The organism is Hwanghaeella sp. (assembly GCF_965227365.1).
Lineage (GTDB): Bacteria > Pseudomonadota > Alphaproteobacteria > UBA8366 > Aestuariispiraceae > Hwanghaeella.
Genome location: NZ_OZ245754.1, coordinates 4318580 through 4344201, shown reverse-complemented (window position 1 = coordinate 4344201; position 25622 = coordinate 4318580). Strand labels below are relative to the sequence as shown.

Sequence of the window (25622 nt, the reverse complement as noted above, 5' to 3'; positions counted from 1 at the left end):
GCCCCTGGCCGTTTTCTTCTCCTTCTCTATAGCGCGTCCCGACGATGGAAAAAACGCATGGATACGCTATCGGCCTGTGGAAATGGAGATTCTCCACCCCTTGACCTTCCAGTCACTGGAATCCCTATATGGGGCGGGAAAGGATACCAAGCCATGTCCGAAGCGACTGCTCATTTTGCCCCCGTCTCCGTCCCGGAAGCCGAGAAAACCGCCGTTTTTGAGTTCGGCGTCAGTGGTATGACCTGTGCCGGCTGTGCCGCGCGGCTGGAAAAGGCATTGAACGCCGTGCCCGGCGTGTCGCAGGCCAGTGTGAATTTCGCGCTGGAAAGTGCGCGGGTCGAGGCGTCGGAAGGGATAAATGCCGAAACGATTACCTTCGCCGCCGAACAGGCCGGGTTCGGGGCGCATTTCGCGGATACGGGCCCGTCGGAAGATAAGGCGGTCATGTATCTTTGTATCGCCTCCGCCTTGTTGACCCTGCCCCTGGTGGCGGAAATGCTTTTGATGCCGTTCGGCATCCCCTTCCATCTATCGCCCTGGATACAGCTGGCGCTCGCCACGCCGGTTCAGTTCGTAATTGGGTGGCGTTTCTATCAGGGCGCCTGGGCCAGTTTGCGCGGCGGTGTCGGTAACATGGACGTGCTGGTCGCGCTCGGGACCTCGACCGCCTTTCTCTACAGCACGTATCTGACGGTAACCCAGGGCAGTGCGGCCATGGGGTCGCTCTATTTCGAAGGGGCGGCCGTCATCATAACCCTGGTGCTGCTCGGCAAATATCTGGAAGCGCGCGCCAAGCAGCGCGCGACAAGTGCATTGCAGGCTCTGTTGGCCTTGCGCCCGGCCCGTGCCCGCTTGCTGACCGACGAGGGGGAAAAGGACGTCCCCATCACCCGTGTCGCGGTCGGCGATCTGATTCGGGTGCGCCCGGGCGAAGCCATGCCGGTGGACGGCGAAGTCACGGAGGGCAGCGCCGATATCGACGAGAGCATGCTGACGGGCGAGAGCATGCCGGTCACCGTTTCGAACGGCGGTGCGGTCATCGCCGGGTCCACGAACCTGACCGGGCTGCTGACCATTCGCGCAACCCAGATCGGTAAGGATACGCGCCTTGCCAAAATCGCCGAACTCGTGCGCGCCGCCCAGGCCAAGAAGGCGCCGGTGCAAAAATTGGTCGACCGGATCAGCGCCGTCTTCGTTCCGGCGATCGTCGCCATCGCGGCGCTTACCTTCATCGGCTGGATGGTTTTCGGCCAATCGGTGGAGGCGGCTATCATCGCCGCAGTCTCGGTCCTGGTCATCGCCTGCCCCTGTGCCCTGGGGCTGGCCGCGCCGGCCGCCATTGCGGCGGGATTGGGAGCGGCCGCGCGGAGCGGCATCCTGGTCGGCGATGTCGCGGCGCTGGAACGCGCGGGCCGGATCGACACCGTCGTTTTCGACAAGACCGGAACCCTGACCGCGGGACAGCCCGTCGTGCGCAACATCGCCTGGGCCGAGGGAAAGGAGGACGGTTTCGCGCTCGCCGCTTCCGTCGCCGTTCAAAAGCAGAACGACCATCCGCTTGCCCGCGCCTTCCGCGAGCTTCCGGTTGCATCTGAATTCTCGGGACTGCAGGCGACCGATCTGCGTTCCGTTACCGGCAAGGGCGTTGCCGCCCTGGTTGACGGCAAGCCGGTCTTGATCGGTAAGCGGGACCTGCTGGCATCGGATGGCATCGAGGTACCGGACGCGTTGTCCGTTCAATCCGACGGTGATGTCGGCACCCATGTTTGGCTGGCCGTCGACGGCAAATGTGCCGCGCGCGTCGATATCGTCGACCGGATCCGGGATGAAGCCATCACCGCCGTTGCCGCGCTGCACGCGTCGGGCCGATCGATCACCCTGCTGTCGGGCGACGCCCGCCCCGAATCGGAACGGGTGGCGGGATTGGTCGGGATCGACACCGTGGTTGCGGAGGTCAGTCCGGAAGACAAGGCTGCCAAGATCGCGTCGATGCAGGAACAAGGCAGATCCGTTGCCATGGTCGGCGACGGTATTAATGACGCGCCCGCATTGGCGGCGGCGGATCTGGGCATCGCCATGGGCGGCGGGTCCGATGTCGCTGTCAATTCTGCCGGCATCACCTTGCTGCGGGACGATCCGCGCCTTGCTCCGGCCGCGCTCGATATTTCCGAGCGGACCCTGTCGAAGATCCGCCAAAATCTGTTCTGGGCCTTCGCCTATAACACCATTGGTATTCCCTTGGCAGCGCTCGGTTATCTCAGCCCGGGAATCGCCGGGGCAGCCATGGCATTGAGTTCGGTCTGCGTGGTCACCAATGCGCTGCTGTTGCGGCGCTGGAAACCCGAACTGCAGGAAAGGAGCGCGCGATGAATATCGGTGAAGCGGCCAAGAAGTCCGGCATTCCGGCAAAGACCATCCGTTACTACGAGGAAACCGGCTTGATCGCGCCGGCGGGTCGCACGGCCGCCGGCTATCGGTCCTATAGCGAGGCCGATGTCCACACGCTGAGTTTTCTGAAACGGGCCCGCGACCTGGGCTTTTCCGTCAAGGATTGCGCGGTGTTGCTCTCCCTGTATCAGGACAAGAACCGGTCCAGCGGGGATGTGAAGGCCTTGGCCCGGCAGCATATCGATCGTATCGCCGCCAAGATCGATGAATTGGAGCAGATGCGTTCGACGCTTGAGACCCTGGTCAACCGCTGCCACGGGGATGACCGCCCCGACTGCCCGATCCTGGAGGATTTGGCCCACTAGACGGGCCGTTACTCCACGATCAGTGTCGCGGTCCCGAGCCCGTCGATTTCGGTGACGACCTCATCGCCCGCTTCAATCCACTCGGTCTTGACGATGCTGCCCAGCGTGACGAATTCCCCGGCCTTCAGGGGCTGTCCCCGTCCGGCCCGGAATTCCGCCAGCCAGGCCAGCGCGTCCATCGGGTGTCCCAGAATGTCGCCGCCGATGCCCTCGCCGATCAGCGCGCCGTTGATGCGCAATCTCCCGGTCAAACGGTCCATCGCCAGGGGATCGGTCTCGACCGGGGCGCTGAAGACACAGCCGGCATTGAAGAAGTCGTCGGCGACGAGGGAAGAGGTCGGCCTGTCCCGGAAATCGGTCCAGCGTTCATCGACCAGTTCTATGCTGGCCATCGCGCCGCCCACGGCATCGGCCGCCGACGCCCGGTCGTATCCGTCCGCCAGGGCCGGCATGTCCTTTGCCAGCATGACGGCGATTTCGCATTCTATGCCCGGCCGGACGAGGTCGGCGCGCCGGTAGCGGCCCGTTCCTTGATGCACCATGGTCTCGGGGACCATGCCGGCGCAGGGATGGCCGATCTTCAGGTATTCCTGCATGACCTTTGTGGTGCAGCCGATCTTGTGACCAATCATCGGGCCGAACCGCGCGGCCAATCGTTCGTGCAGCAGGTCCTGAATCCGATAGGCGGTTTCCAGATCGAGCGCTTCCGGTTCCAGCGGCAGGCGGGCCAGGGCCTGTGCTGAAATCCTAGCCTCGGCCAAGGCATCGGCCGCGTCCGAAAGTGTGTTTCCGTCCATGAACGTTTTCCCCCCGGTACGAATTGGATAGCTGCTGGCCCGTTGGCAGGCGCAATTCTAATGGTATTGTATGGGCAGTAGAGGAAACGCACACGGTCCCCTGGACGACCCCGGCAACACGCTATCCCAGCGACCCGGGCCTTGCCACGGCCGCTTTCAGAAAAAGGAAGATGACATGGCTTCAGTAACGGCGCGGCTCGTCGAACCCGAGATGAACAGCCTGATCAGCGAATTGAAGGAAGTTTTCGGCGACCAGGTGTCCACTTCCGCCTCCGTGCTGGAGCGGCATGGCAGCGACGAAAGCTATCACAAGGCCGAACCGCCCGATGCGGTCGTCTTTGCGCGCTCGACCGATGATGTCGCCAAAGCGGTCAAGATCGCGGCCAAGCACAAGGCGCCGATCATTCCCTTCGGAACGGGTACGGGGCTGGAAGGCCATGTGACCGCGCCTTTTGGCGGTATCTGCATCGATGTTTCGGAAATGAACAACGTGCTTAAGGTGAATGCCGAGGATCTGGACGTCACCGTTCAGGCGGGTGTGACGCGCAAGCAGTTGAACGAATACCTGCGTGACACGGGTCTCTTCTTCCCGATCGATCCGGGCGCGGATGCCTCGCTGGGCGGTATGGCCGCGACGCGGGCCTCGGGCACGAACGCGGTGCGTTACGGCACGATGCGGGAAAACGTCCTGAACCTGACCGCGGTTCTGGCCGACGGGCGTGTCATCAAGACCGCGCGCCGGGCGAAAAAATCCTCGGCCGGCTACGACCTGACCCGCCTATTCGTGGGATCGGAGGGAACGCTCGGCATCATCACGGAACTGACGCTGAAAGTGTACGGCGTGCCGGAGGCGATCTCCTCCGCCGTCTGCGAGTTTCCCAGTCTGGAAGACGCGGTGAACACCACCATCCTGACCATCCAGTCCGGCGTCCCCGTCGCACGTGTCGAACTCGTCTCCAAGGAAATGATGGCGGCCTGCATCGATTATTCCAAACTTGATGGATTCAAGGCGGCGGATCATCTTTTCTTCGAATTCCACGGCTCCGAAGCCGGTGTGAAGGAACAGGCGGAAACCGTCCAGGCGATCGCGGCGGATTTCGGCGGCGCCAATTTCAAATTTGCGACCAAACAGGAAGACCGCAACACGCTGTGGACCGCGCGTCATAACTGTCACTACGCGACACGGGCTCTTCGGCCGGGATGCGAGGTCTGGGCGACGGATGTCTGTGTGCCGATCTCCCGCCTGGCGGAAGTCATCACCGAGGCGAAACGAACCATGGACGAGCAGGGACTGGTGGGCACCATCGTCGGGCATGTCGGCGATGGTAACTTCCACATCGGCTACGTCGTCGACCCGAACAATCCGGAAGAGCTGGCGAAGGCGGAAGAGCATAACAAGCAACTGGTCTATCAGGCCCTCGCCATGGACGGGACCTGCACCGGCGAACACGGGATCGGCGCCGGCAAGCGGAAATTCCTGGAAGCCGAACACGGGGAAGCGGTCAGCGTCATGCGCATGATCAAGAACGCTTTGGACCCGGAAGGCATCATGAATCCGGGCAAGGTCCTGCCGGCCTGATCGGGAACGTCATTTTCGGGGGTAGCCATGGGAATCGATCCGTCACAGGTTCGGGGCGTCTACCCGATCCTCTATGCGTTTTTCGACGAGACGGGGGCGCTGGACCGTAATCTGATGCGGCAGCAGGCCCAGGCCTGCGTGAAGCATAACCCGCATGGGATCGCGGCCCTGGGACTGGCGACCGAGGTCACGAAACTGTCGACGGCCGAACGGCGTCAGGTCATGGAATGGCTGGTCGAGGATGTCGACGGGGCCTGCCCCATCGCCATCACGATTGCCGAACCGACGGTCGAGGGACAGGTGGATTTCGCCAAGGCCGCGGATCAACTTGGCGTCGATTTCGTTATCCTTCAGCCGCCACCGGTCGCAGGATTGGCCGAGGGCGAATATGTTCGCTTCTTCGGCAGCGTGGCGGAAAAGGTCTCCATCCCCGTCGCGATCCAGAATGCCGCGGCCTATATCGGTGTCGGACTTTCGATAGACGGGTTGAAGACCCTGAACCGGAATCACCCGAATGTCGCCCTGCTGAAGGGCGAGGGTCCCGCCATCGAAATCGCCGGATTGGTCGATGCGACGGACGGTGTCTTCCGTGTCCTGAACGGGCGCGGCGGTCTGGAATTCCCGGACAATCTGCGCGGCGGTTGCGTCGGCATGATTCCGGCCCCCGATTGCTTCGATAGACAGATCGATCTCTACAAGGCTTTCGAAGCGGGACGCGAGCAGGAGATGGAATCGATCTATCGTGAGATCCTTCCCGTCATCATCTTCTGCATGCAGTCGGTGCAGAATTTCCTGTGTTACGGCAAACGCATCACCGCCTTGCGGATGGGCCTGTCGCTCGACCAGGTTCATGACCGGGCGCCGGCCCAGCAGCCAACCCCGCATGGGCTGCAATGGCTGCAACGCTATGCCGCCGAACTGGGGGGCTTTTGATCATGAAGGGCATGACGATACGCCCGGGGTTGTTGCAGGACGCGCCGGGCATCCATCGAATTCATGCCGAGGCCGTCGAAACGGGAACCGCGAGTTTTTCCCTGGAGGCACCCAGCCTGGAGGACATCTCGTCCCGGGTCGAACGAATGCTGGATCAGAAGCTTCCTTTTCGTGTGGCGGAGGACAATGGCGAGGTCGTCGGTTATGCCTTTGCCGACTGGTTTCGGCCCCGGCCCGGTTATCGCTTCACGCTTGAGGACTCGATCTATGTCGACCCTTCCGTCCAGGGGCGGGGCATCGGCCGTACGCTTCTGTCATCGGTGGTCGAGGATGCCCGCGCCGGCGGTTTCAGGCAGATCATCGCGGTTATCGGGGATATAGAGAATTCCGGCTCCATCGGCGTGCACAAGGCCTGTGGGTTTCTCTATGCCGGGGTCCTGAAGAATGTTGGGTTCAAGTTTGATCGCTGGTTGGACACGATCTATATGCAGCGGGAGCTATAGTTCGTCCTGCCCCGTTCATATCTGATGCCGACTTATGCCGCGGCCCCGCAGGGCCGCGTTGTGCGCCAAATAGGCGATAATCAGGCGCTGGTTATCCTCTGGGTCGCATCGTCCCGCTTCCACAGGTCGGGCAGCAGGTTCAGGCCCAGGCCGGGTCCTTCCGGCGGATGGAAGAAGCCCTCGACCGGCCGTGGCACGGTATCCACCAATTCCCCATACCAACCGTCATAGAAGGCGCGGACGGATTCCTGAACCAGTACGTTGGGCAGCGCGAGGGACATATGGACCGATGCCGCCAGAACCACCGGCCCCTGACAGTCATGCGGCGCGACGGGCCGTTGATAGGCCTCCGCGATGGCGGCGATTTTTCGGGTTTCGGTAATGCCGCCGCACCAGCCGACATCGGGCATTACGATATGCGCACACTGCGCTTCCATCAGGCTGCGGAAATCCCGAATCGTGCCGAGGGTTTCGCTGGCGCAGATCGGCGCCTTGGTCTTTTCCGACAAGGCCCGCAGATCGTCGAATCCGTCCATCCGGATCGGGTCTTCGATCCAATAGGGGTCGAAAGGTTCCAGCGCCTTCACGACCTTGAGGATGCCGGGCATCCGCCACAGTGAATGCAGCTCCACGTGAATGTCGATCTTGTCCCCGACCGCCTTTCGGATCTTCTCGAAAGGGACCAGGGCCGCGTTCAGATCGGCGGAGGAAATGTCGTAGCCCTTGGTCTTTTCCGCGGCGGTATCGAAGGGCCAGATCTTCATCCCCGTGATGCCCTGCTCAAGCAGGCTGTGGGCCAGTTCGTCGGCGCGGTTCAGGAAGGCGTCCAGGTCCTCGTAAGGGCCCTCGCTCTTTTCCAGCCCCCAATCGTCCGTGCCCCAGGTGGGGCGGCTGCGGACATAGCGATAACCGGCGCAGGTGTTGTAGGTGCGAACCTTGTCGCGGCACAAACCGCCGAGCAGCTGGTAGACGGGCTGGCCCATGGCCTTCCCGAAAAGGTCCCACAGCGCGATGTCGATGGCCGACCGTCCGCGTTCCTCGGCGCCCTGGCCGGAAAAGCCCACATAGGTCAGCAGTTCGCGATTGAGGTATTCGATTCGGAACGGGTCTTCGCCGATCAGTTTCAGCGCCGCGGTTTCGTGAATGAAGGCTTCGACCGCCTTGGATCCGAAAAAGGTCTCGCCCAGTCCTGTAACGCCCTCGTCCGTATGGATCAGGACCCAAAGGACGTTGGAAAACTCCTCCAGCCGCAATGTCTCGATCGACGTGATGCGCATGGCGATTTGCTCCCACCCTGTTTGAGGTGCCGCCCTCGCTTGCCGGATTGGCGGCCGCGGTTCTGTCGACCGCGTTTTCTTGAATGCCCGTATCCCGAGGATGACCGCTTCCCGGGCCTGACCGCAAGGGTTGGTCTGATTACGTGCGCTTGGATTCTGTTGGCAATGCAATTATAGTCTATGCAATTGTAAGCAATGCAACAAAAATCGGTGATTGGACGACGCACCTCCATGGATGGCGAATTGCCAAAAGCAGGCGGCATGGACCGCTCGGATCTGGAACGGAATTTCGGCTTTCTGCTGCATGACGTGGCGCGTTTGATGCGCGCTGAATTCGACCGCCGCAGTCGAACGCTGCAGCTGACCCGTTCGCAATGGTGGGTCCTGAATTTCGTCTACGCTTATGAAGGGGCGACCCAGACCGAGTTGGCGGATCAGTGCGAAGTGGAACGCGCGACGATGGGACGCCTGTTGGACAAGCTGGAAGAAAAAGGCTGGGTCCGGCGCGAGGCGGATGGCCAGGACCGCCGCATTCGCCGTGTCTATCTGACCGGTGAGGTGTTGGAGCTGATGATCGCCTTGCGCGGTATCGGCGCCGGTGTTCGCGAAAGTGCCATGGCGGGAATCGATCGGGACGAGCAGGACCGGTTCGTGGATACGCTGATGAAGATCAAGGGCAACCTTCTGGCCCTTGGCCGCGAAACGGTTGCCGAACCGGTCGCCATGGCAGGCGACGACTAGGGAAGGGCGGAAGATGAGTGAAACAGCCGCCCAACGCGAAATGCCGACGGGACCCAATCGCGTCCAACCGACGCAAGAGGCCTCGTCGCCACCCGCGCCGATGCCCGTGAAACCGGCGAATGAAGCCGGTCAGACACAGGAAGCGAAACCGTCGGAAAACCGTGCGCCCGACGCGCCGGCGGATGTGGGACAGTCCCCGTCGGCCACCAAGAAAAAGCCGATCCGTCGGTTTATGCGACGCACGACACGGGCGCTTCTGTTGCTGGTCGTCCCGATCTGCGTCCTGCTCGCGGGCGCCTATTGGTTCATGACGTCCGGCCGCTACGTCTCGACCGAAAACGCCTATGTCAAAACCGAAATCATCGCGGTGAGTCCGTCTATCGACGGCCGCGTCGTGGAAGTCCTGGTTTCGGACAACGAACGGGTCGCGCGGGGCGATGTACTGTTCCGGCTGAATTCCAGGCCGCATCAGATCGCTGTCGATCAGGCCGAAGCCAAGCTGGACGCGGCCCGTCAGGAAATCGAGCGTCGGCGCGCGGAATTCCGTCAGGTTCAGGCTGAAATCGAGGAGGCCAAGGAGAGGGTCGCCTATTTCACGACCGAGTTCGAACGCCAGCAGGCCTTGGCCAGCCGTGGTGTCGCGACAAGGGCCAGTCTGGACGAAGCGCAGTTCGAACTGATGACGGCCAAGCAATCCGTGAACACCCTGCGCCAGAAAAGCCAGACCGTATTGGCCAGTCTTGGCGGCGATCCGTTGAAGGCGGCCGAGTTGCACCCGCTGTTCACCGAGGCCGAGGCCGAATTGCATCAGGCCCAATTGAAGCTGGAATATACGGAAATCCTCGCCCCTGCCGATGGTATCGTCAGCCAAATGCGGCTTCAGGCGGGGGAATGGGTGGAGGAAGGCGACCCCATATTCGGCGTGATTTCCACCGAGGGGCTCTGGATCGAGGCGAACCTGAAGGAAACCCAGCTGACGCATATGCGCGAAGGTCAGCCGGTGGAGGTCGAGATCGACGCCTATCCCGGCGTGACCTGGCCGGCGACGATCGGCAGCATCAGTCCCGCGACCGGCGCGGAATTCGCGGTCCTGCCGCCGCAGAATGCGTCCGGGAACTGGGTCAAGGTGGTGCAGCGTCTGCCGGTCCGGATCGAGATCCTGGAATTCGCCGACCGCCCGGCCCTTCGAGCCGGCATGACCGCGACGATCACCGTCGATACGGAACAGGACAAGAGTTTCGAGACGGTCTGGGGCCAATATATGGCGAAGGTCGACGGCTGGAAGGATGCGATTCTGGCGCACAATACGCTGGGAAAATGAGCGGTTGAAGCTGCCGGTTCAGACCCAGCGGTGCCCGGCTTTCGCCAATAGGGTCCGGGCCCGGTCCAGGGTCTCGGCCCTGATCAGAATGTAATCCCGGTGATAGGTGGAAATCACGAACACGCCCAATCCGTTTTCCGAGATCGGGCGGACGACAGACAGAACGATACCGGGTTGGTCCAAATCGAAACTGCCTGTCAGTTTTACGGCCCGCCATCCTCTGTCCGCGGCGATCCCGCCGGGAACCCTTTCCGCCGGTGTGACGATGGACAACTCGTCGCTGCAATAGCTGACATTGACGAAACCCGGGCCACGAACCCAATCGGGTACCGCGCCGCCGGGGGGCAGCAGGGTGACGGCGTATTCCCCGTCCAACAGGTGTAGATCGACGCTTGGCGGCATCTTTGCCTCAGCGAAGCGCTTCCAGAACCGGTTCCAGGTCTTCCGGCGTGTCGACCGTCAGCGGAATAGTGTCTATCAGCACCGCATCGATCCGCATCCCGTTTTCCAGTGCGCGCATCTGTTCCAGCTTTTCCCGCTTTTCCAGAACGCCCGGTGGCAGTGCGACAAATCGCTCCAGGGCACTCCGGCGATAGGTATAAATACCGAAATGGTAGTACAGCGGCCCGTCCCCCCAGGGGGCGGTGGCGCGGGTGAAGGCCAGGGCGCGGGCTTGCCGAGCCCCGTCTTCAAACCCGGCGATCGCTTTCACCACATTGGGATTCGCGCGGTCCTCCGGGTCGGTGATGACCGCGACCGACGTGCCGATATCCACCTGACTGTCGGTCAGCGGTTTTGTCACATCGCGCAGAATACCGGGTTCCATGGCCGGCAGATCCCCTTGCATGTTCACGATGACATCGTACTTCCCGTCGGGGTCTATCTTGCAGGCAGCCTCCCAAATCCGGTCGGAACCGGACGGATGGGCGGGATCCGTCAAGACGGCCTTGCCGCCGGCCTGTTCCACCGCATCGACGATCTCATTGTCCCCGGCGGCCACCCAGACCGGTCCAAGATCAGCCTCCTGCGCCCGTTCGACGCAGTGAACGATCATCGATTTTCCGTGGATATCGGCGAGCGGCTTGTTGGGAAACCGCGAGGCCGCGAGGCGCGCGGGGATCAGGACAATGGGATTCATGGGCGATTCAGGGTCTACTTTGGTTGTATCTATCGTGGCGTAGGCCGTGGCTGTGCTGGAACGGTACCGAATTCCGAGCGCTAGACTGTTGATTTCGCGTGGTTGATTCGCGCGTGGCGACACGATATACCCCAATGGCACCGGGGAAAAGATACGGGTGGGGCAAGGCTCGCAATGCTGGGCGAATCCCCGCTAGAATCCCCCGGATTCAATCACCTGTGACATGTCCAAGGGGCATCACCTTGCGGCGTGGGACACACGGAGCGTTTGGGGAATACGCTATGCATGACGAAGATCCGCTTATGATCAACAAGGTGGCGGCCGCTGTTCTGACGGCTGGGCTGATCGCCATGACCGCGGGGTTCATCTCCACGTTCGTTTATCACCCGACCACTCCGGAAGAGAATGCGTTCGTGATCGAGGTTCAGGATGATGGACCTGCCCCGGGCCCGGCCGAGGATACCGGTCCGGAACCGATCGAAGCGCTTCTGGCCTCTGCCGATCTGGGGAAAGGCGAAAAGCTGCTCAAGAAGTGCACCGCCTGTCACAAATTCGAACAGGGCGGCGCCAATGGTGTCGGGCCGGCGCTTTACGGCGTTGTCGGTCGTCCCAAGGCCGGTGCCGACGGGTTCAGCAAGTATTCCGATGCGATGAAGGCCGCGGGTGGCGAATGGACGTTCGAGGATCTCAATCACTTCCTCTACAAGCCCAAGGATTTCATCGCCGGCACGGGCATGGCCTTCAGGGGCCTGTCGAAGACCGAGGACCGGGCGAACCTGATCGCCTATCTGCGGACATTGAGCGACAATCCCGTTCCGCTGCCCTAACGGCGCGGTTCGCGTGAAAACTGAAAAGGGCGGCCGTTCGGCCGCCCTTTTCATGACCGGAGGGGGCGATGCCCGACACGACGGTTCCTTCTGAATTCATCGCTTTCGCGAATCGCCTGGCCGACGCGGCGCGGGATGTTGTTGCACGCCATTTCCGCACGCCTTTCGATGTGATCGCGAAACAGGATGAAAGTCCGGTCACGATCGCCGACCGGGAAGCGGAATCCGCGATCCGCGCGCTGATCGAGCAGCACTACCCCGATCACGGCATCTTTGGCGAGGAACACGGCCAGGTCCGTCTGGACGCCCGCTATGTCTGGGTCCTGGATCCGATCGACGGAACCCGCGCCTTTATTGCCGGCATGCCTGTCTTCGGCACCTTGATCGCCCTTGCGGATCAGGGTGTTCCGGTCTTGGGCGTTTTGGATCAGCCGATCCTGAAGGAACGCTGGCTGGGCGCCTTGGGCCACGGTACGACGTTCAACGGAGGCCCTGTCCATACCCGTGACTGCGGCGGATTGGGCCGCGCGCGGCTGTACACCACGGGGCCGGACCTGTTCAATTCCGAGGCGCGGCGCAAGGCATTCTATCAACTCTACGACCGGGTCGACATGCCCCGCTATGGCGGGGATTGCTATTCCACCGGCCTGATCGCCAGCGGTTGCGTGGACCTGCATGTGGAATGCGGGCTGAAGCCTTATGACTACATGGCCCTGGCGCCGATCATCCGCGCGGCGGGAGGCACTGCGACGACCTGGTCCGGCGAACCGCTCACCCTGACATCGGGGGATACGTTCCTGGGGGCGGCGTCGAAAAGCGTCCATGACCCGGCCGTCCGGCTATTGGGTCCGGCGGCTTGAATCGGCGGCAAGCGTCGGCCAACGCATGTGGTTACCGCGCTCGGGCTTGGGAATGAGGCATTTTTGTGGCAAGGCTTGATTGCCGGTGCCGTCGGTCTTCATTAGTGGCAAGGTAGACCTCAAGCGGGGACGAACCGGACCCCGGCAACAGGGAGCGGGTGGATTCACGATCAAATGACAGAAGTCATCTCGGGTCTTAATGGGGCTTTGGGTTGGCGCCGTGCATTCGGCGCCGTGTTCTTCATCGCGGGACTGACCGTTGCGACGGGTACGGCAACGGCTTCGGGAACGAATGGCCCGTCGCACGGCTTCGCCCTGAATCACGCGCTGAAATACCCGGCCGATTTCCAACATCTCGAATACGTCAATCCGGATGCGCCGAAGGGCGGCCTTGTGGTGGAGGAAGGTTCGGGCACCTTCGATTCCCTCAATCCCTTCATCATCAAGGGCAATGCCGCTTTCCAGACGGCAATGATCTACGACACTTTGATGAAGCAGGTCAGCGACGAGGACAGCGCGGTATACGGACTGGTCGCGGAGACCATCGAGGTGCCGGAAGACGGGTCCTGGGTCGAATTCAAGCTGCGCCCGGAAGCACGGTTCCACGACGGCAAGCCGATCACCGCCGAGGATGTCGCCTGGACCTTCGATACGCTGCGCGAAAAAGGCAGCCCCACTTACCAGTACTACTATGCGGCGGTGGAGAAAGTGGAGACGCCGGACGAACACACCGTGCGGTTTGTCCTCTACCCCGGCGAAAACAAGGAAATGCCGCTGATTCTCTCCGAATTGGTGGTGCTTCCGAAGCACTATTACCAGGACCGGCCGTTCGACCAGACCACTTTGGAACCGCCGCTGGGGTCGGGCCCCTACAAAATCTCGAAGGTCGAACCCGGCCGCTCGCTCACTCTGGAACGCGTGGAAGATTATTGGGGCCGCGATCTGCCCGTCAGCCGGGGTTTCAACAATTTTCAGACCATACGGTACGACTTCTATCGCGACCGCACGATTTCGCGCGAAGCGTTCAAGGCGGGCGCCGTCGACATCTGGATTGAGAACAGCGCCAAGGAATGGGCCACCGCCTTCGACATCCCTGCCGTGGAGTCGGGGGCAATGATCAAGCGTGAATTCGCGAACCAGCGCGTGGCGCCGATGCAAGGTTTCGCATTCAACCTGCGCAAGCCGGTATTCCAAGACATCCGGGTGCGCGAGGCGTTGACCTATGCCTGGGACTTCGAATGGGTCAACAAGACGATCATGTACGGCGCGTATCAGCGGACCGACAGTTTTTTCGACAACCACGAATTGGGTGCGACCGGTCTGCCCTCCCCGGCGGAGCTGGAAATCCTCAACCCCTATCGCGGCCAGATCCCGGAACGGGTCTTCACCGAGGAATTCGTTCCCCCGCAAACCGACGGCAGCGGCAATAACCGCCAGAACCTGAAAAAGGCGGCCATGCTGCTGAAAGATGCCGGATGGAGCATCAAGAACAAGGTGCTGACCAACGAGGAAACGGGCGAGGTTTTCACCTTCGAGATCGTCCTGCGAAACGATCAGCTGGAACCACACACGCAGGCCCTGGTGCGAAGCCTGGAGCGGCTGGGTATCAAGGCGCGGATTCGCATCGTCGACGATGCGCAGTATCGCCGCATAACCGAGACTTTCGATTTCGACATGGTTGTCGCCGTATTCGGCCAATCGGTCTCGCCCGGAAACGAACAGCGCTACTACTGGGGATCCGCCGCCGCGGCCCGGGAAGGAAGCCGAAACCTGATGGGGATCACCGACCCGGCGATCGACGAACTGGTCGAATTGCTGATCGCGGCGCCGGATCGGGATAGTCTGGTCACACGAACCCGGGCGTTGGACCGGGTATTGCTGTGGAACTTCTTCATGATCCCGATGTATCACGGGGCCACCGATCGCGTTGCCTACTGGAACCGTTTCGGTCTGCCGGATATCATTCCGGCACGGGGCGTGGTGCCGGATGCCTGGTGGGTCGACCCCGAAAAGGATGCCGCGTTGACGCGCGGCAAGGGAAACTGACCACGCCTTCGGGTCTGGAATAACAAGCGACGGAAGAACCGTGCTGGCCTATATCATCAGAAGGCTGTTGTTCATCATCCCGACCCTCTTCGGCGTCATGCTGTTGAGCTTTCTGATCATTCAGGCGGCGCCCGGCGGGCCGGTTGAACGGATCCTGGCCCAGATCGAGGGGACAGCAGCCGGTGCCCTGTCCCGCGTCACCGAAGGGGCAGGCGGGGATTTCGCGGCCGGCCCGGGAACCGGGCAGGGCGGCGCACAGGGCGAGCAATCGCGTTATCGCGGCGCCCGCGGGCTTGACCCCGAATTCATTGCCAAGCTGGAAAAGCAGTTCGGCTTCGACAAGCCGCTGCACGAACGCTTCCTGAAAATGATGGGAAGCTATCTGAGTTTCGATTTCGGGGAGAGCTATTTCCAGGATCGCCGGGTGGTGGATCTCGTCCTCGACAAGATGCCGGTCTCGATCTCACTCGGGCTCTGGACGACGCTGCTGACCTACCTGATCTGCATTCCGCTCGGCATTGCCAAGGCGATCCGCGACGGCTCGCGCTTCGACATGTGGACCAGCACGGCGATTATTATCGGCTATGCGGTGCCGTCCTTCCTGTTTGCCGTGCTGTTGATCGTTGTATTCGCCGGCGGGCGATATCTGGATTGGTTCCCCCTCCGCGGCCTCGTCTCGGAGAACTGGGACGATCTATCGACGGGGGAACAGATCCTCGACTACCTGTGGCATATGGTTCTGCCGGTCCTGTCGCTGCTGATTTCTGCCTTCGCGACGCTGACGATGCTGACCAAGAACAGTTTCCTGGAGGAAATCCGCAAGCAATACGTCACCACGGCGCGCGGCAAGGGATTGTCCGACAGGGCTGTTCTCTACGGGCACGTGTTCCGCAACGCGATGCTGATCGTCATCGCGGGCTTCCCGGCGGCCTTCATCGGCATTCTCTTTACTGGGGCGCTGCTGACCGAGGTGATCTTCTCCCTCGACGGGCTGGGCCTGTTGGGATTCCAGGCCGCGATCGATCGCGATTACCCCGTCATGTTCGCAACCCTCTATTTCTTCACGCTGATCGGTTTGGTCCTGAACCTGATCAACGACGTCACCTATACCGTCATCGATCCTCGGATCGATTTCGACGCACGGTAGGCCTGCATGGGGGGCAAGATGCAGGTACGCGGGCTTGGGCTGTCGCCGATAACGCGGCGCAGGCTTCACGCCTTCCGGGGTAACCGGCGCGGTTGGTGGTCGTTCTGGATTTTCCTGGTTCTTTTCATCGTCTCCCTGTTCGCGGAATTCATCGCAAACGACAAACCGGTCCTGGTTTCCTATGACGGCCGATATTATGTGCCAGTTCTTCAATTCGTCCCGGAAACGGAATATGGCGGTTTCTTCGAGACGGAGGCCGAATACAAAGATCCCGAAGTCCAATCCCTGATCCGTGAAAAGGGATGGATGATTTGGCCGCTGGTCGAATACAGTTATGACACGCAGGTTCTGGACCTGGGCCAGCCGGCGCCGACGCCGCCGGATTCGACCCATTGGCTGGGGACGGATGATCAGGCTCGGGATGTCTTTGCCCGCACCCTCTATGGGTTCCGGATATCGGTCCTTTTCGGCCTTGCCTTTGTCGGCATCAGCAGCGTGATCGGGATAACCGCCGGCCTCAGTCAGGGTTTTTTCGGCGGCTGGTACGATCTGCTGGGGCAACGTTTCATCGAAATCTGGACCAGCCTGCCAACGCTTTATCTGTTGATCATCCTGGCCAGCATCGTGACGCCGACCTTCTGGTGGCTGCTGCTGATCATGGTCGCCTTCGGCTGGACCGCCCTCGTCGGGCTCGTCCGGGCCGAAACCCTGCGCGCGCGGAATCTGGATTTCGTCAAGGCGTCCCGCGCATTGGGCGTTTCCAATCTTGTCATCATGGCGCGGCATATCCTTCCCAACGCCATGGTCGCAACCCTGACCTATCTGCCCTTCGTGTTGAGCGGCGCGGTCGTTTCGCTGGCATCGCTGGACTTTCTGGGATTCGGTTTGCCGCCGGGGTCGCCATCGCTTGGGGAATTGCTGAAACAGGGTAAGGAAAACCTGCAGGCGCCCTGGCTCGGCATCACCGCCTTCGTGACCGTGGGTGCGATGTTGACCTTGCTGGTGTTTATTGGCGAGGCTGTGCGCGACGCGTTCGATCCGCGCAAGATCCAGGAATGAAGGTGCATGAGCGAGATGACAAAATGACCGAAACCGCCGCCACCGAACCCCTTCTTTCGATTTCCGATCTGTCGGTGAATTTCCGCGGATCGGATGGCGATATCGAAGCGGTACGCCACGTCTCCTTCGATGTTAAGAAAGGGGAGACGGTCGCGCTGGTGGGCGAATCGGGATCGGGCAAGTCGGTGACCGCGCTGTCTATCCTGCAATTGCTGCCCTATCCGGCGGCCTATCACCCATCCGGCTCCATCACTTTCGCCGGTGCTGAACTGATGGGCGCGGCGGAGCCTGACCTGCGGAAGGTGCGCGGCAATCGGATCTCGATGATCTTCCAGGAACCGATGTCGTCCCTCAATCCGCTGCATACGGTGGAAAAGCAGATTCGAGAGCCGTTGTTGATCCACAAGGGGTTGTCGATCACCGAAGCGCGCCCGCGCGTCCTGGAACTGATGGATATGGTCGGAATCCGGGAGCCGGAGAAGCGTCTGAACTCGTTCCCCCATGAACTTTCCGGGGGGCAGCGACAACGCGTTATGATCGCCATGGCGCTTGCCAATGATCCGGAACTGCTGATCGCGGACGAACCGACCACGGCCCTGGACGTGACGATCCAGGCGCAGATCCTGAAGCTGTTGCAGGACCTTCAGGAGAAACTCGGCATGGCGATGCTTTTCATTACCCATGATCTGGGAATTGTCCGGCGCGTCGCGGATCGGGTCTGCGTGATGAATGACGGGAAAATCGTCGAACAGGGGGCGACGACGAAGGTCTTCGACCAACCGCAGGACGCGTATACCAAGCGCCTCCTCGCCGCCCAGCCGAAGGGGCGAAAAGCTCAGGTGCCGGAAAGCTCCCCGATCGTGATGTCCGGCGAGCAGGTGAAAGTCTGGTTTCCGATCAAATCCGGCGTGTTTCGGCGGACGGTGGACTATATCAAGGCGGTTGACGGTATCGACGTGACGATCCGCGAGGGACAGACCTTGGGCGTGGTCGGGGAATCCGGGTCCGGCAAGACGACACTCGGCATGGCCCTGTTACGGCTGCAGCAGTCCGAAGGCGCCATATCCTTCGAGGGGCAGGATCTGCGTGGATTGTCCAACAAGCAGTTGCGGCCCTTGCGGCGGGAAATGCAGGTGGTCTTCCAGGATCCCTATGGCAGCCTGAGCCCCCGCATGTCGGTGGGCGAAATCGTCGAGGAAGGGCTGAAGGTGCATGACCTGGGCGGCGATGCGGCGGGCCGCGAACAATTGGTGATCGACGCTTTGCGCGACGTGAACCTGGACCCGGAATCGCGCCACCGTTATCCGCATGAATTCTCCGGCGGCCAGCGGCAGCGTATCGCGGTCGCCCGCGCGCTGGTCCTGAAGCCGCGCTTCATCGTACTGGACGAGCCGACTTCCGCGCTCGACATGTCTGTCCAGACGCAGATCGTGGACCTGCTGAAAGACCTGCAGGAACGTTATAAGCTCGCCTATATGTTCATCAGCCATGATCTGAAAGTGGTTCGCGCCATGGCCGATACGGTGCTCGTGATGCGCGACGGCAAGGTGGTGGAATACGGGCCGGCTGAGGAGATTTTCGACAATCCCGGCACACCTTACACACAGGCGCTGATGGCGGCTGCCTTCCGGATGGAAGCGGTCGAATCAGGCGTTGTCTCGATGTAGCTGTGGCGGTCGGGTCCGGGCTTGGCGGTCAGTCCGCCTTGGCGGCCTCGATGATCAGTTCGGCGAATTCCGTCAGATAGACGGAGCCTTTGACAGTGCGTTGGATCAGAACGGACCGCCTGTCCTCCTCATCCGGCTTGCGCCTCACAAGCCCCAGTTCCGAGAGACGGTCCAGTGCCCGCGTCACGGCGGGTTTCGATACGTTCAACGCTTCCGCCAGCCCCCGGACCGTATGCGGGGAAGGCTGCAGATAAACCGTCGTCAGCACCGCCATTTGCCGGGCCGAGAGATCGGGAGAATCGCGACGGACGCTTTCGACAATGGCGCCGCGCCAGATTTCCAAGGCTTGATTGGGCGTCAAATCCATCACAATCGCTGGCGGTTGATTCAGAAACCCGTCACGCACTCAAATTCGAATTTGGCGGCAGGGTCGGTAAAATTGTTTCGTATCCGTTCCGAATGTTCCGACTATCCAATGACTCGGCAGCGATGACAAGGGGCGGACCGGGCGAATCCGGCCCGCCGCGTCACCTGGATACCTAGTGCTTGGAGAATCGCCGCCTGATCGTATCGAACACGGCGCGGATCCCCATCGCTTCGCCGCCTTCCGGCCGGCCGGGGCGCGTGCCGGTGTTCCATGCCATGATGTCGAAATGGATCCAGGGGGTCTTTTCGCCGACGAATTCCTGCAGGAACAGAGCGGCTGTGGTCGCCCCGGCATAGCCGCCGCTGCCGGTGCTGCTGATATCCGCGACCTTGCTTTCAAGCAGCTTTCGATAGGAGGCGTGCAGCGGCAGGCGCCAGACCGGATCGTCTTCCCTGGTTGCCGCGCCCTCCAGTTCCCCGGCCAGTGCGTTGTCGGAACAGAAATAGGCGGCAATTTCCGTCCCGACGGCAACGCGGGCCGCCCCGGTCAGGGTCGCGAAGTCGACCAGCAATTCGGGTTCGTCTTCCAAGGCCGCCGTAATCGCATCGGCCAGGACAAGGCGGCCTTCCGCGTCGGTATTGCCGACTTCCACGGTGATGCCCTTGCGGGTAGACAGTACGTCCCAGGGGCGGAAGGCGTCGCCGGACACGCTGTTTTCGACCGCCGGGATAAGAACCCGCAGGCGCACCGGCAGGCCCGCCGCCATGATCATATGGGCCAGCCCCAGGACATGCGCCGCACCGCCCATATCCTTTTTCATCATCAACATGCCGCCGGATGTCTTCAGGTCCAATCCGCCGGAATCGAAGCATACGCCCTTGCCGACCAGGGTGACCTTCGGATGTTTGGACTTGCCCCAGGACATGTCGATCAGGCGTGGCGCGCGGGTAGAGGCCCGTCCGACAGCATGGACCATCGGATAGTTCTCGGACAGCAGATCGTCGCCGACAGTCACGTCGATATCGCATTTGAAATGACGGGCCAGTTTCCGCGCTTCATGCGCCAACTCGCCCGGACCCATGTCGGAGGCCGGCGTATTGATCAGGTCGCGCACCAAGTAGATCGCCTTGGCGAATTCCTCGACGCTCTTCCGGTTTGCGGAATCAGGCAGGACCAGTTTCGATGCCGGTCCGCCCTTCTTGGCATAGCGGTCGAAGCGGTAGCTGCCCAGCGCCCAACCCAAAGCCGCCGCCTCGGCGTACTCAGTCTCCATTCCTTTCGGAAGGGCGTAACGCCCTTCGGGCAGGCGCGTGGCGGCGGCGCCCCAACTCCATTTATCCGGGCCGTTGTTCTCGACGCCGACAAGGGCTTCGCCCGGCTTTCCGGCCTCGCCCGGAAGCATCAGAACCGCTCCCGGTGTGGGTTTGAACTTGTTCGCGTCGATCCAGTGTTGTTCGGGTGCCGGCCTCTGCGCGATCCAATCCTTGAATCCGTCCTCGTTGACGGCGATCAGGGTGACGGTCGATTTGTTGGCTTTCGCGGCAAAGCAATCCATGGCGGCTCTCTTGGTTCTCATCGTTATGGGGCCGGATGATCCGGCCGGTCTGAAACAGGGAAAGGGTCAAGGGCAGGAAGGTTCCGGCAGGGCTTGCAACAAGGTCAAGGTACCGTCGGTGACCGCAAGGCCGATATCCAACGAAATCCGTGTCGTGATCCCGTTCGCGAAGACATGCGCGGTGTTGGTCACCAATGGGTGGGCATCCGTGTCGTTCAATCCGTAGAAGGATGTGACGACCTGCCAGCCGGGTCCTTCGATCAGGTCCGCATCGCCTTCCGGCGGTTCATCCATAGGCTTGGCCGGGCCCACGACCACATCGGTCCCCCGGATCGGTTCCGGCGTTGAGCCGTCGAAGAGGATGTAATTCACGATCTTCTCGCCGGCCAGGATCTTTCCGACGGTATCGTGGAAGGCGGAAACGGAAAAAATCGTACCTTTCGGCAAGGGCAGGGTCTGGGCTTCCGGGACAGTGATGTTGACGACCCCGGTGCCGTCCGCGTTGAGGGCGGCGGTGCCTTTGAGGGATTCGATCAGTTCGTTGTTCATCCGCAGCTTGGACTCGAAACTCATGCCGCGTCCGTCGAGCGATTCCTCCGCGGCCCCGATGGACTCGATTTCCAGGATCTGGCCGTTGGAAACCTCCAGGCCGAGTGTCAGCTGTGTCAGCAGGACCCAACCGGTGCAGCGTTTCTGGAGCCGAACGATGAATTCCCCTGGCAGCGACGCACCGGCGCCCGGCATGCGGACCTCGGTCGTCTCCAGGCGGTAATGCGCCTGATGCGGTTGCAGGGTAACCGAAGCGGCTACCGCCTGCGGTGCCAAGACGGTTTGGCCGATCAGGGCCATCCCCAGGGCGCCGATCAAGCCGGCGACCGGCAGCATGCGGATATTCATCATCGGTCCTTTTCGCGAAAATCCATTGCTTCAACCTTGTCGGTGAAAGGCTCTGAATGCAACAGTTCGGGATGCGTGTCGGCGGGACGAATGCAAGACGTTACCGGCCGTGACGCGTATTCGGATTCAGACAGGTCAAAGGGTGGATCGGGCGCCATGGACGCAGGTCCCCCATATTGAAAGGGATTGTTATGGGTGCGCAGAGCCGGGTTCGTTTGGCGGTCGATATCGGGGGGACCTTCACGGATATCGTTCTTGAGGCGCCGTCCGGCCATTGGACGCAAAAGGTGCTCACCACGCCGTCCAATCCGGCCGACGGTTTCATGACCGGCGCGAATGCCGTCTTGGATCGCGCGGGGATCGCGCCGGAACAAGTCGACCTGATCATCCACGGCACCACCCTGGCCACCAATGCGCTGATCGAACGCAAGGGCGCGAAGACCGCGCTGATCGTGACGGAAGGTCATCGCGATTCGCTGGAGATCGCCTATGAAAACCGGTTCGACCAATACGACCTCTATGCGGAACGTCCCGCACCTTTGGCAACGCGCGACCTTCGCTGGCCGGTCGTCGAACGGCTCGACTGGCATGGGAATGTGCTGACGCCGCTCGACGAAGCCAGTGTCGAGGCTTGGCTGCCGCGAATCGAGGCGGAGGGTATCGAAAGCCTTTCCATCGGCTTGCTGCATGCCTATGCGAATCCGGTGCATGAGGAACGCGTCGCGGAAATCATCGCCAAGGTCTATCCGGACCTGCCCCTGTCGCTTTCTTCCCAGGTCTGTCCGGAAGTTCGCGAATTCGACCGGCAATCGACGACTGTTGCGAATGCCTATGTGAAGCCGCTGATGGCGCGATATCTCGCGGATCTGGAAAAGCGGTTGGCGGAACGCGGTTTCACCTGCCCCTTCCTGATGATGACCAGCGGCGGCAGCCTGGTTACCGCCAGGACCGCGGCCGACTTCCCGATCCGCCTTGTCGAATCGGGCCCGGCGGGCGGGGCCATCCTGGCCGCCGCGATCGCCAAGGCCCTGGGTGAAGACAGCGTCTTGTCCTTCGATATGGGCGGAACGACGGCGAAGATCTGTCTGATCGACGATGGCGAGCCGTTGCTGTCTCGCAGTTTCGAGGTCGACCGGACCCATCGTTTCATGAAGGGAAGCGGTCTACCGGTAAAGATTCCTGTCGTCGAGATGGTCGAAATCGGCGCCGGCGGCGGGTCGATCGCCTCCGTCGATGCCTTGGGCCGTATTCAAGTCGGTCCGGAAAGCGCGGGCGCCGACCCGGGGCCCGCCTGTTACGGCCGTGGCGGCGACAAACCGACCGTGACCGACGCCAATCTGCTGTTGGGCCGGATCGACCCGAAGGATTTCGCCGGCGGCAGCATGCAGCTTGATGTCGATTCTGCCAAAGCCGCGATGAAGCGGGATTTGGGCGACGCGCTGTCGATGGGCGCATCTGGTGCGGCCTTGGGTTTGATCGAGATCGTCGACGAGAACATGGCCTCCGCTGCCCGCGTCCATGCGGTCGAACGCGGCAAGGAAATCGCCGACCGGACCATGATCGCCTTCGGCGGGGCGGCGCCGCTGCACGCGGCCCGGGTCGCCGAGAAACTCGGCATCGACAAGGTCGTCATTCCCGGAAATGCCGGTGTCGGCTCCGCCTTCGGTTTCCTGCTGGCGCCAGTCGCCTATGAGGTCGTCCGCAGCCGATACATGCATCTCTCCGATTTCGACGCCGGCATCGCGAACGACCTCATGAACGGGATGTACGCGGAGGCCGAGGACGTCGTACGCCTGGGGGCGCCGAAGGCGACGCTGACGGCGCAACGACACGCCTTCATGCGCTATGTGGGCCAGGGGCACGAAATCAAGGTTGCCCTGCCCGACAGGCCGTTCGAGCCCAGCGATGCGGAGGCGCTGCGTGCCGGTTTCGAAAAGGCGTACAGCGAGCAATACGGCCGTGTCGTGCCGGGGTTGGCGGTCGAAATCCTGACCTGGACCCTGACGCTTTCCGCACCGTCGGAAACGCAGCTGTCCATAGCCGCGGCGGAGGCGGGTCCAGCTTCCATGGCTGTGAACGCGTACGGTGTACGCGGCCTGTTGCAGCCCGGCCGCGGCGACAAGCCGGCGGAGGCCGAATTGTACCGTAGGACAGATCTGTCGGCGGGATCCGAACTTTCCGGGCCGGCGGCCTTGGTGGAGGAGCAGACGACAACCATCGTGCCCTCCGGTTTCTCCGCCGCTATCAACACCTTGGGCGATATCGTCCTCACCCGCGATGCGGATGCCGGGGGAGCGGCCAGCGATTTGGCGGAGGATATTCGCCGCCAAGTCGTGTGGGACCGGATGATTTCGGTCGTCGAGGAACAGGCCCAGGCGCTGATTCGCACTGCCTTCTCGACCTCGGTCCGCGAGGCGGGGGACCTTTCCGCCGGCATTTTCGATACGGATGGCCGCATGCTGGCGCAGGCCGTGACCGGCACGCCCGGGCATGTCAACGCAATGGCCGCCTCCGTCTCCTTCTTCCTGGAGAAATACCCGATCGAGACCATGCAGGAAGGGGATGTCTATCTGACCAACGACCCCTGGCTCGGCACCGGGCACCTGTTCGATTTCACGGTGGTGACGCCGGCCTTCCGCAAGGGCAAGGCGGTCGCGCTTTTCGCGTCGACGGTTCATGTCGTCGATATCGGTGGCCGCGGTTTCGGACCGGATGCCGGCCAGGTCTTCGAGGAAGGCCTCTGCATCCCGATCATGAAATTTTTCGACAAGGGCGAGGTCTGCGAGCCGGTGATGGAGATCGTCCGTGCGAATGTGCGCGAGCCGGTTCAGGTCGTCGGCGACCTTTATTCGCTCGCCACCTGCAACGAGATCGGCTGTCGTCGTCTGGACGAGATGATGGCGGACTTCGCGCTCGACGATCTGGCGGAGATTGCCGATCACATCATCGATACCTCCCGCGCCGCCATGCTGGAGGCGATCCGTGATCTGCCGGCCGGTGTTTATGAAAACAGCATGACGGTCGACGGCTATGACCATCCCTTGACCCTGAAGGCGAAACTGTCGGCCGGCCCCGACGGGCTGACTGTCGATTTCGACGGTACGTCGGCAATGTCGGCCTTTGGGATCAACGTGCCGCTGACCTATACCCAGGCCTATGCCACCTTCGGGGTCCGCGTCGTCGTCGGGCCGAAAGTGCCGAACAATGCCGGGTCCCTGGGGACTATCCATGTCACCGCGCCGGAAGGCTGCATTCTGAATGCGCCGAGGCCGGCTGCGGTGAACATCCGCCATGTTACCGGGCAGATGCTGCCGGACGTGGTGCTGGGTTGCCTCGACAAGGCGAAGCCGGGATACGCTCCGGCCGAAGGCAGTTCCTCGCTCTGGAACCCGATGCTGTCGGGCGGGCACGGCATCGTCGGCGACGCCGATTACGGCGATGCGACGCCGTTTACCGCGATGATCTTCCATTCCGGCGGTACCGGCGCGCGGCCGGGCCGGGACGGGCTGTCGGCAACCGCTTTCCCGTCCGGGGTTCGATGTACGCCGGTGGAAATTACCGAGACGATCGCACCTGTCATCTTCCGCCGGAAAGAATACCGGGCCGGGTCCGGCGGGGACGGCAAGTTCCGCGGCGGCCTCGGCCAAGCCATGGAGATCGAACATGCGGAAGGCGCGCCCTTCGCGGTCTTCGCCTTGTTCGACCGTATCCAGAACCCGCCGCGGGGCCGTGCCGGCGGTGAAATCGGTGCGGCGGGGATACTGTCCCTGCGGTCCGGTCCGCCTTTGCGCGGCAAGGGCAAGCAGATCGTCCCCGCGGGCGATGCCTTGGTGATGCTGACGCCGGGCGGTGGCGGTTATGGCCCGCCTGTCGAACGGGACCCCGGCGCTCGCGCGACCGATGATCGCTTCGATCTGGTATCGGAAAGACCGGCCGCAGCGGCGGAGTGAATCGGCGTGGCCGGCGGTGCGCTTCGCCGCCGGCCGTATCGTTCGAAAGTCGGTGTTGGCCCGGGTCGTAGCCGCCCCCTATTATGCTACTCTTGCCCGAATCGTTTGTTGGCAGAATCAGGCGATACCTGAAAAGGCAGATTGAATGAAAGACTTCCGCCCGGTGTCGGCCGGGCGAATAAATCCACGCCGTTACACCAGATAA

Annotated in this window: 21 protein-coding genes; 14 read left to right on the top strand and 7 right to left on the bottom strand. The window is 62.0% G+C overall.

Features of this window, described 5'->3' with window-relative positions; translation table 11 throughout:
* Window positions 1–153: 153 nt before the first annotated feature.
* Together ACQK2G_RS19845 and cueR are read left to right on the top strand one after the other, a co-directional pair.
* Window positions 154–2370, top strand: coding sequence for a heavy metal translocating P-type ATPase (locus ACQK2G_RS19845; protein ID WP_425406770.1), 2217 nt, complete (start codon window positions 154–156; stop codon window positions 2368–2370).
* On the top strand, window positions 2367–2753 hold the full coding sequence (gene cueR, locus ACQK2G_RS19840; RefSeq protein ID WP_425406769.1) for a Cu(I)-responsive transcriptional regulator: 387 nt from the start codon (window positions 2367–2369) through the stop codon (window positions 2751–2753). Before ACQK2G_RS19845 ends, cueR begins: the two co-directional genes overlap by 4 nt.
* 8 nt (window positions 2754–2761) lie before the next feature.
* Here the strand turns inward: cueR and ACQK2G_RS19835 are convergent, their stop codons facing one another.
* Window positions 2762–3550, bottom strand: coding sequence for a 2-keto-4-pentenoate hydratase (locus ACQK2G_RS19835; RefSeq protein ID WP_425406768.1), 789 nt, complete (start codon window positions 3548–3550; stop codon window positions 2762–2764).
* Window positions 3551–3725: 175 nt separating this feature from the next.
* Here ACQK2G_RS19835 and ACQK2G_RS19830 point away from each other — a divergent pair, with 175 nt between their 5' ends.
* From ACQK2G_RS19830 to ACQK2G_RS19820, 3 genes are read left to right on the top strand one after another with little or no spacing between them, the layout of a single operon-like run.
* Entirely contained in the window at window positions 3726–5129 is a 1404-nt protein-coding gene (locus ACQK2G_RS19830; RefSeq protein WP_425406767.1) for an FAD-binding oxidoreductase, read from the top strand.
* Between the two features lie 27 nt (window positions 5130–5156).
* Window positions 5157–6062: a dihydrodipicolinate synthase family protein gene (locus ACQK2G_RS19825; RefSeq protein WP_425406766.1), complete on the top strand. Its 906-nt coding sequence runs from the start codon at window positions 5157–5159 to the stop codon at window positions 6060–6062.
* A 2-nt stretch (window positions 6063–6064) separates the two neighbouring features.
* Complete coding sequence (locus ACQK2G_RS19820; protein WP_425406765.1) at window positions 6065–6565, top strand: N-acetyltransferase family protein; 501 nt, start codon at window positions 6065–6067, stop codon at window positions 6563–6565.
* Window positions 6566–6645: 80 nt separating this feature from the next.
* Here ACQK2G_RS19820 and ACQK2G_RS19815 read toward each other — a convergent pair whose 3' ends face one another.
* Window positions 6646–7842, bottom strand: coding sequence for a mandelate racemase/muconate lactonizing enzyme family protein (locus ACQK2G_RS19815; RefSeq protein ID WP_425406764.1), 1197 nt, complete (start codon window positions 7840–7842; stop codon window positions 6646–6648).
* A gap of 231 nt (window positions 7843–8073) precedes the next feature.
* Here ACQK2G_RS19815 and ACQK2G_RS19810 point away from each other — a divergent pair, with 231 nt between their 5' ends.
* Together ACQK2G_RS19810 and ACQK2G_RS19805 are read left to right on the top strand one after the other, a co-directional pair.
* Window positions 8074–8583, top strand: a complete 510-nt coding sequence (locus ACQK2G_RS19810; RefSeq protein WP_425406763.1) for a MarR family winged helix-turn-helix transcriptional regulator — start codon at window positions 8074–8076, stop codon at window positions 8581–8583.
* Between the two features lie 13 nt (window positions 8584–8596).
* Complete coding sequence (locus tag ACQK2G_RS19805; protein WP_425406762.1) at window positions 8597–9904, top strand: HlyD family secretion protein; 1308 nt, start codon at window positions 8597–8599, stop codon at window positions 9902–9904.
* 18 nt (window positions 9905–9922) lie between these two features.
* Here the strand turns inward: ACQK2G_RS19805 and ACQK2G_RS19800 are convergent, their stop codons facing one another.
* A complete protein-coding gene (locus ACQK2G_RS19800) occupies window positions 9923–10306 on the bottom strand; it encodes an ACT domain-containing protein (protein ID WP_425406761.1) in 384 nt (127 codons plus the stop codon).
* Window positions 10307–10313: 7 nt separating this feature from the next.
* Window positions 10314–11042, bottom strand: a complete 729-nt coding sequence (locus tag ACQK2G_RS19795; protein WP_425406760.1) for a 3-deoxy-manno-octulosonate cytidylyltransferase — start codon at window positions 11040–11042, stop codon at window positions 10314–10316.
* A gap of 281 nt (window positions 11043–11323) precedes the next feature.
* Between ACQK2G_RS19795 and ACQK2G_RS19790 the strand changes: the two genes are divergently transcribed.
* The 6 genes from ACQK2G_RS19790 (at window position 11324) to ACQK2G_RS19765 (ending at window position 18648) form a co-directional block, all read left to right on the top strand.
* The gene (locus ACQK2G_RS19790) at window positions 11324–11869 is read left to right on the top strand and encodes a c-type cytochrome (RefSeq protein ID WP_425406759.1); all 546 of its coding nucleotides are present in this window, start codon (window positions 11324–11326) and stop codon (window positions 11867–11869) included.
* Window positions 11870–11937: 68 nt separating this feature from the next.
* Window positions 11938–12729 carry a histidinol-phosphatase gene (gene hisN, locus ACQK2G_RS19785; RefSeq protein ID WP_425406758.1) on the top strand — a complete coding sequence of 264 codons (792 nt, stop codon included), beginning with the start codon at window positions 11938–11940 and terminating at the stop codon, window positions 12727–12729.
* A 174-nt stretch (window positions 12730–12903) separates the two neighbouring features.
* Entirely contained in the window at window positions 12904–14775 is a 1872-nt protein-coding gene (locus ACQK2G_RS19780) for an extracellular solute-binding protein (RefSeq protein ID WP_425406757.1), read from the top strand.
* 40 nt (window positions 14776–14815) lie between these two features.
* On the top strand, window positions 14816–15922 hold the full coding sequence (locus ACQK2G_RS19775; RefSeq protein WP_425406756.1) for a microcin C ABC transporter permease YejB: 1107 nt from the start codon (window positions 14816–14818) through the stop codon (window positions 15920–15922).
* Between the two features lie 18 nt (window positions 15923–15940).
* Window positions 15941–16981, top strand: a complete 1041-nt coding sequence (locus ACQK2G_RS19770; RefSeq protein WP_425406755.1) for an ABC transporter permease — start codon at window positions 15941–15943, stop codon at window positions 16979–16981.
* 23 nt (window positions 16982–17004) lie between these two features.
* On the top strand, window positions 17005–18648 hold the full coding sequence (locus ACQK2G_RS19765; RefSeq protein ID WP_425406754.1) for an ABC transporter ATP-binding protein: 1644 nt from the start codon (window positions 17005–17007) through the stop codon (window positions 18646–18648).
* Between the two features lie 28 nt (window positions 18649–18676).
* Here the strand turns inward: ACQK2G_RS19765 and ACQK2G_RS19760 are convergent, their stop codons facing one another.
* From ACQK2G_RS19760 to ACQK2G_RS19750, 3 genes are all read right to left on the bottom strand, one after another.
* The gene (locus ACQK2G_RS19760) at window positions 18677–19015 is read right to left on the bottom strand and encodes a MarR family transcriptional regulator (protein ID WP_425406753.1); all 339 of its coding nucleotides are present in this window, start codon (window positions 19013–19015) and stop codon (window positions 18677–18679) included.
* Window positions 19016–19187: 172 nt separating this feature from the next.
* Window positions 19188–20570 (bottom strand): leucyl aminopeptidase family protein, encoded by a 1383-nt coding sequence (locus ACQK2G_RS19755; RefSeq protein WP_425406752.1) that lies wholly within the window; start codon window positions 20568–20570, stop codon window positions 19188–19190.
* Between the two features lie 66 nt (window positions 20571–20636).
* The gene (locus ACQK2G_RS19750; RefSeq protein WP_425406751.1) at window positions 20637–21470 is read right to left on the bottom strand and encodes an EipB family protein; all 834 of its coding nucleotides are present in this window, start codon (window positions 21468–21470) and stop codon (window positions 20637–20639) included.
* Window positions 21471–21658: 188 nt separating this feature from the next.
* Here ACQK2G_RS19750 and ACQK2G_RS19745 point away from each other — a divergent pair, with 188 nt between their 5' ends.
* Window positions 21659–25417 carry a hydantoinase B/oxoprolinase family protein gene (locus ACQK2G_RS19745; RefSeq protein WP_425406750.1) on the top strand — a complete coding sequence of 1253 codons (3759 nt, stop codon included), beginning with the start codon at window positions 21659–21661 and terminating at the stop codon, window positions 25415–25417.
* The last annotated feature ends 205 nt before the right edge of the window (window positions 25418–25622 follow it).

Bases quoted from the DNA above. Each gene is read 5' to 3' on its own strand.
- ACQK2G_RS19845 (WP_425406770.1), top strand. From the start codon at position 154: ATGTCCGAAGCGACTGCTCATTTTGCCCCCGTCTCCGTCCCGGAAGCC.
- cueR (WP_425406769.1), top strand. From the start codon at position 2,367: ATGAATATCGGTGAAGCGGCCAAGAAGTCCGGCATTCCGGCAAAGACC.
- ACQK2G_RS19835 (WP_425406768.1), bottom strand. From the start codon at position 3,550: ATGGACGGAAACACACTTTCGGACGCGGCCGATGCCTTGGCCGAGGCT.
- ACQK2G_RS19830 (WP_425406767.1), top strand. From the start codon at position 3,726: ATGGCTTCAGTAACGGCGCGGCTCGTCGAACCCGAGATGAACAGCCTG.
- ACQK2G_RS19825 (WP_425406766.1), top strand. From the start codon at position 5,157: ATGGGAATCGATCCGTCACAGGTTCGGGGCGTCTACCCGATCCTCTAT.
- ACQK2G_RS19820 (WP_425406765.1), top strand. From the start codon at position 6,065: ATGAAGGGCATGACGATACGCCCGGGGTTGTTGCAGGACGCGCCGGGC.
- ACQK2G_RS19815 (WP_425406764.1), bottom strand. From the start codon at position 7,842: ATGCGCATCACGTCGATCGAGACATTGCGGCTGGAGGAGTTTTCCAAC.
- ACQK2G_RS19810 (WP_425406763.1), top strand. From the start codon at position 8,074: ATGGATGGCGAATTGCCAAAAGCAGGCGGCATGGACCGCTCGGATCTG.
- ACQK2G_RS19805 (WP_425406762.1), top strand. From the start codon at position 8,597: ATGAGTGAAACAGCCGCCCAACGCGAAATGCCGACGGGACCCAATCGC.
- ACQK2G_RS19800 (WP_425406761.1), bottom strand. From the start codon at position 10,306: ATGCCGCCAAGCGTCGATCTACACCTGTTGGACGGGGAATACGCCGTC.
- ACQK2G_RS19795 (WP_425406760.1), bottom strand. From the start codon at position 11,042: ATGAATCCCATTGTCCTGATCCCCGCGCGCCTCGCGGCCTCGCGGTTT.
- ACQK2G_RS19790 (WP_425406759.1), top strand. From the start codon at position 11,324: ATGCATGACGAAGATCCGCTTATGATCAACAAGGTGGCGGCCGCTGTT.
- hisN (WP_425406758.1), top strand. From the start codon at position 11,938: ATGCCCGACACGACGGTTCCTTCTGAATTCATCGCTTTCGCGAATCGC.
- ACQK2G_RS19780 (WP_425406757.1), top strand. From the start codon at position 12,904: ATGACAGAAGTCATCTCGGGTCTTAATGGGGCTTTGGGTTGGCGCCGT.
- ACQK2G_RS19770 (WP_425406755.1), top strand. From the start codon at position 15,941: ATGCAGGTACGCGGGCTTGGGCTGTCGCCGATAACGCGGCGCAGGCTT.
- ACQK2G_RS19765 (WP_425406754.1), top strand. From the start codon at position 17,005: ATGACCGAAACCGCCGCCACCGAACCCCTTCTTTCGATTTCCGATCTG.
- ACQK2G_RS19760 (WP_425406753.1), bottom strand. From the start codon at position 19,015: ATGGATTTGACGCCCAATCAAGCCTTGGAAATCTGGCGCGGCGCCATT.
- ACQK2G_RS19755 (WP_425406752.1), bottom strand. From the start codon at position 20,570: ATGGATTGCTTTGCCGCGAAAGCCAACAAATCGACCGTCACCCTGATC.
- ACQK2G_RS19750 (WP_425406751.1), bottom strand. From the start codon at position 21,470: ATGATGAATATCCGCATGCTGCCGGTCGCCGGCTTGATCGGCGCCCTG.
- ACQK2G_RS19745 (WP_425406750.1), top strand. From the start codon at position 21,659: ATGGGTGCGCAGAGCCGGGTTCGTTTGGCGGTCGATATCGGGGGGACC.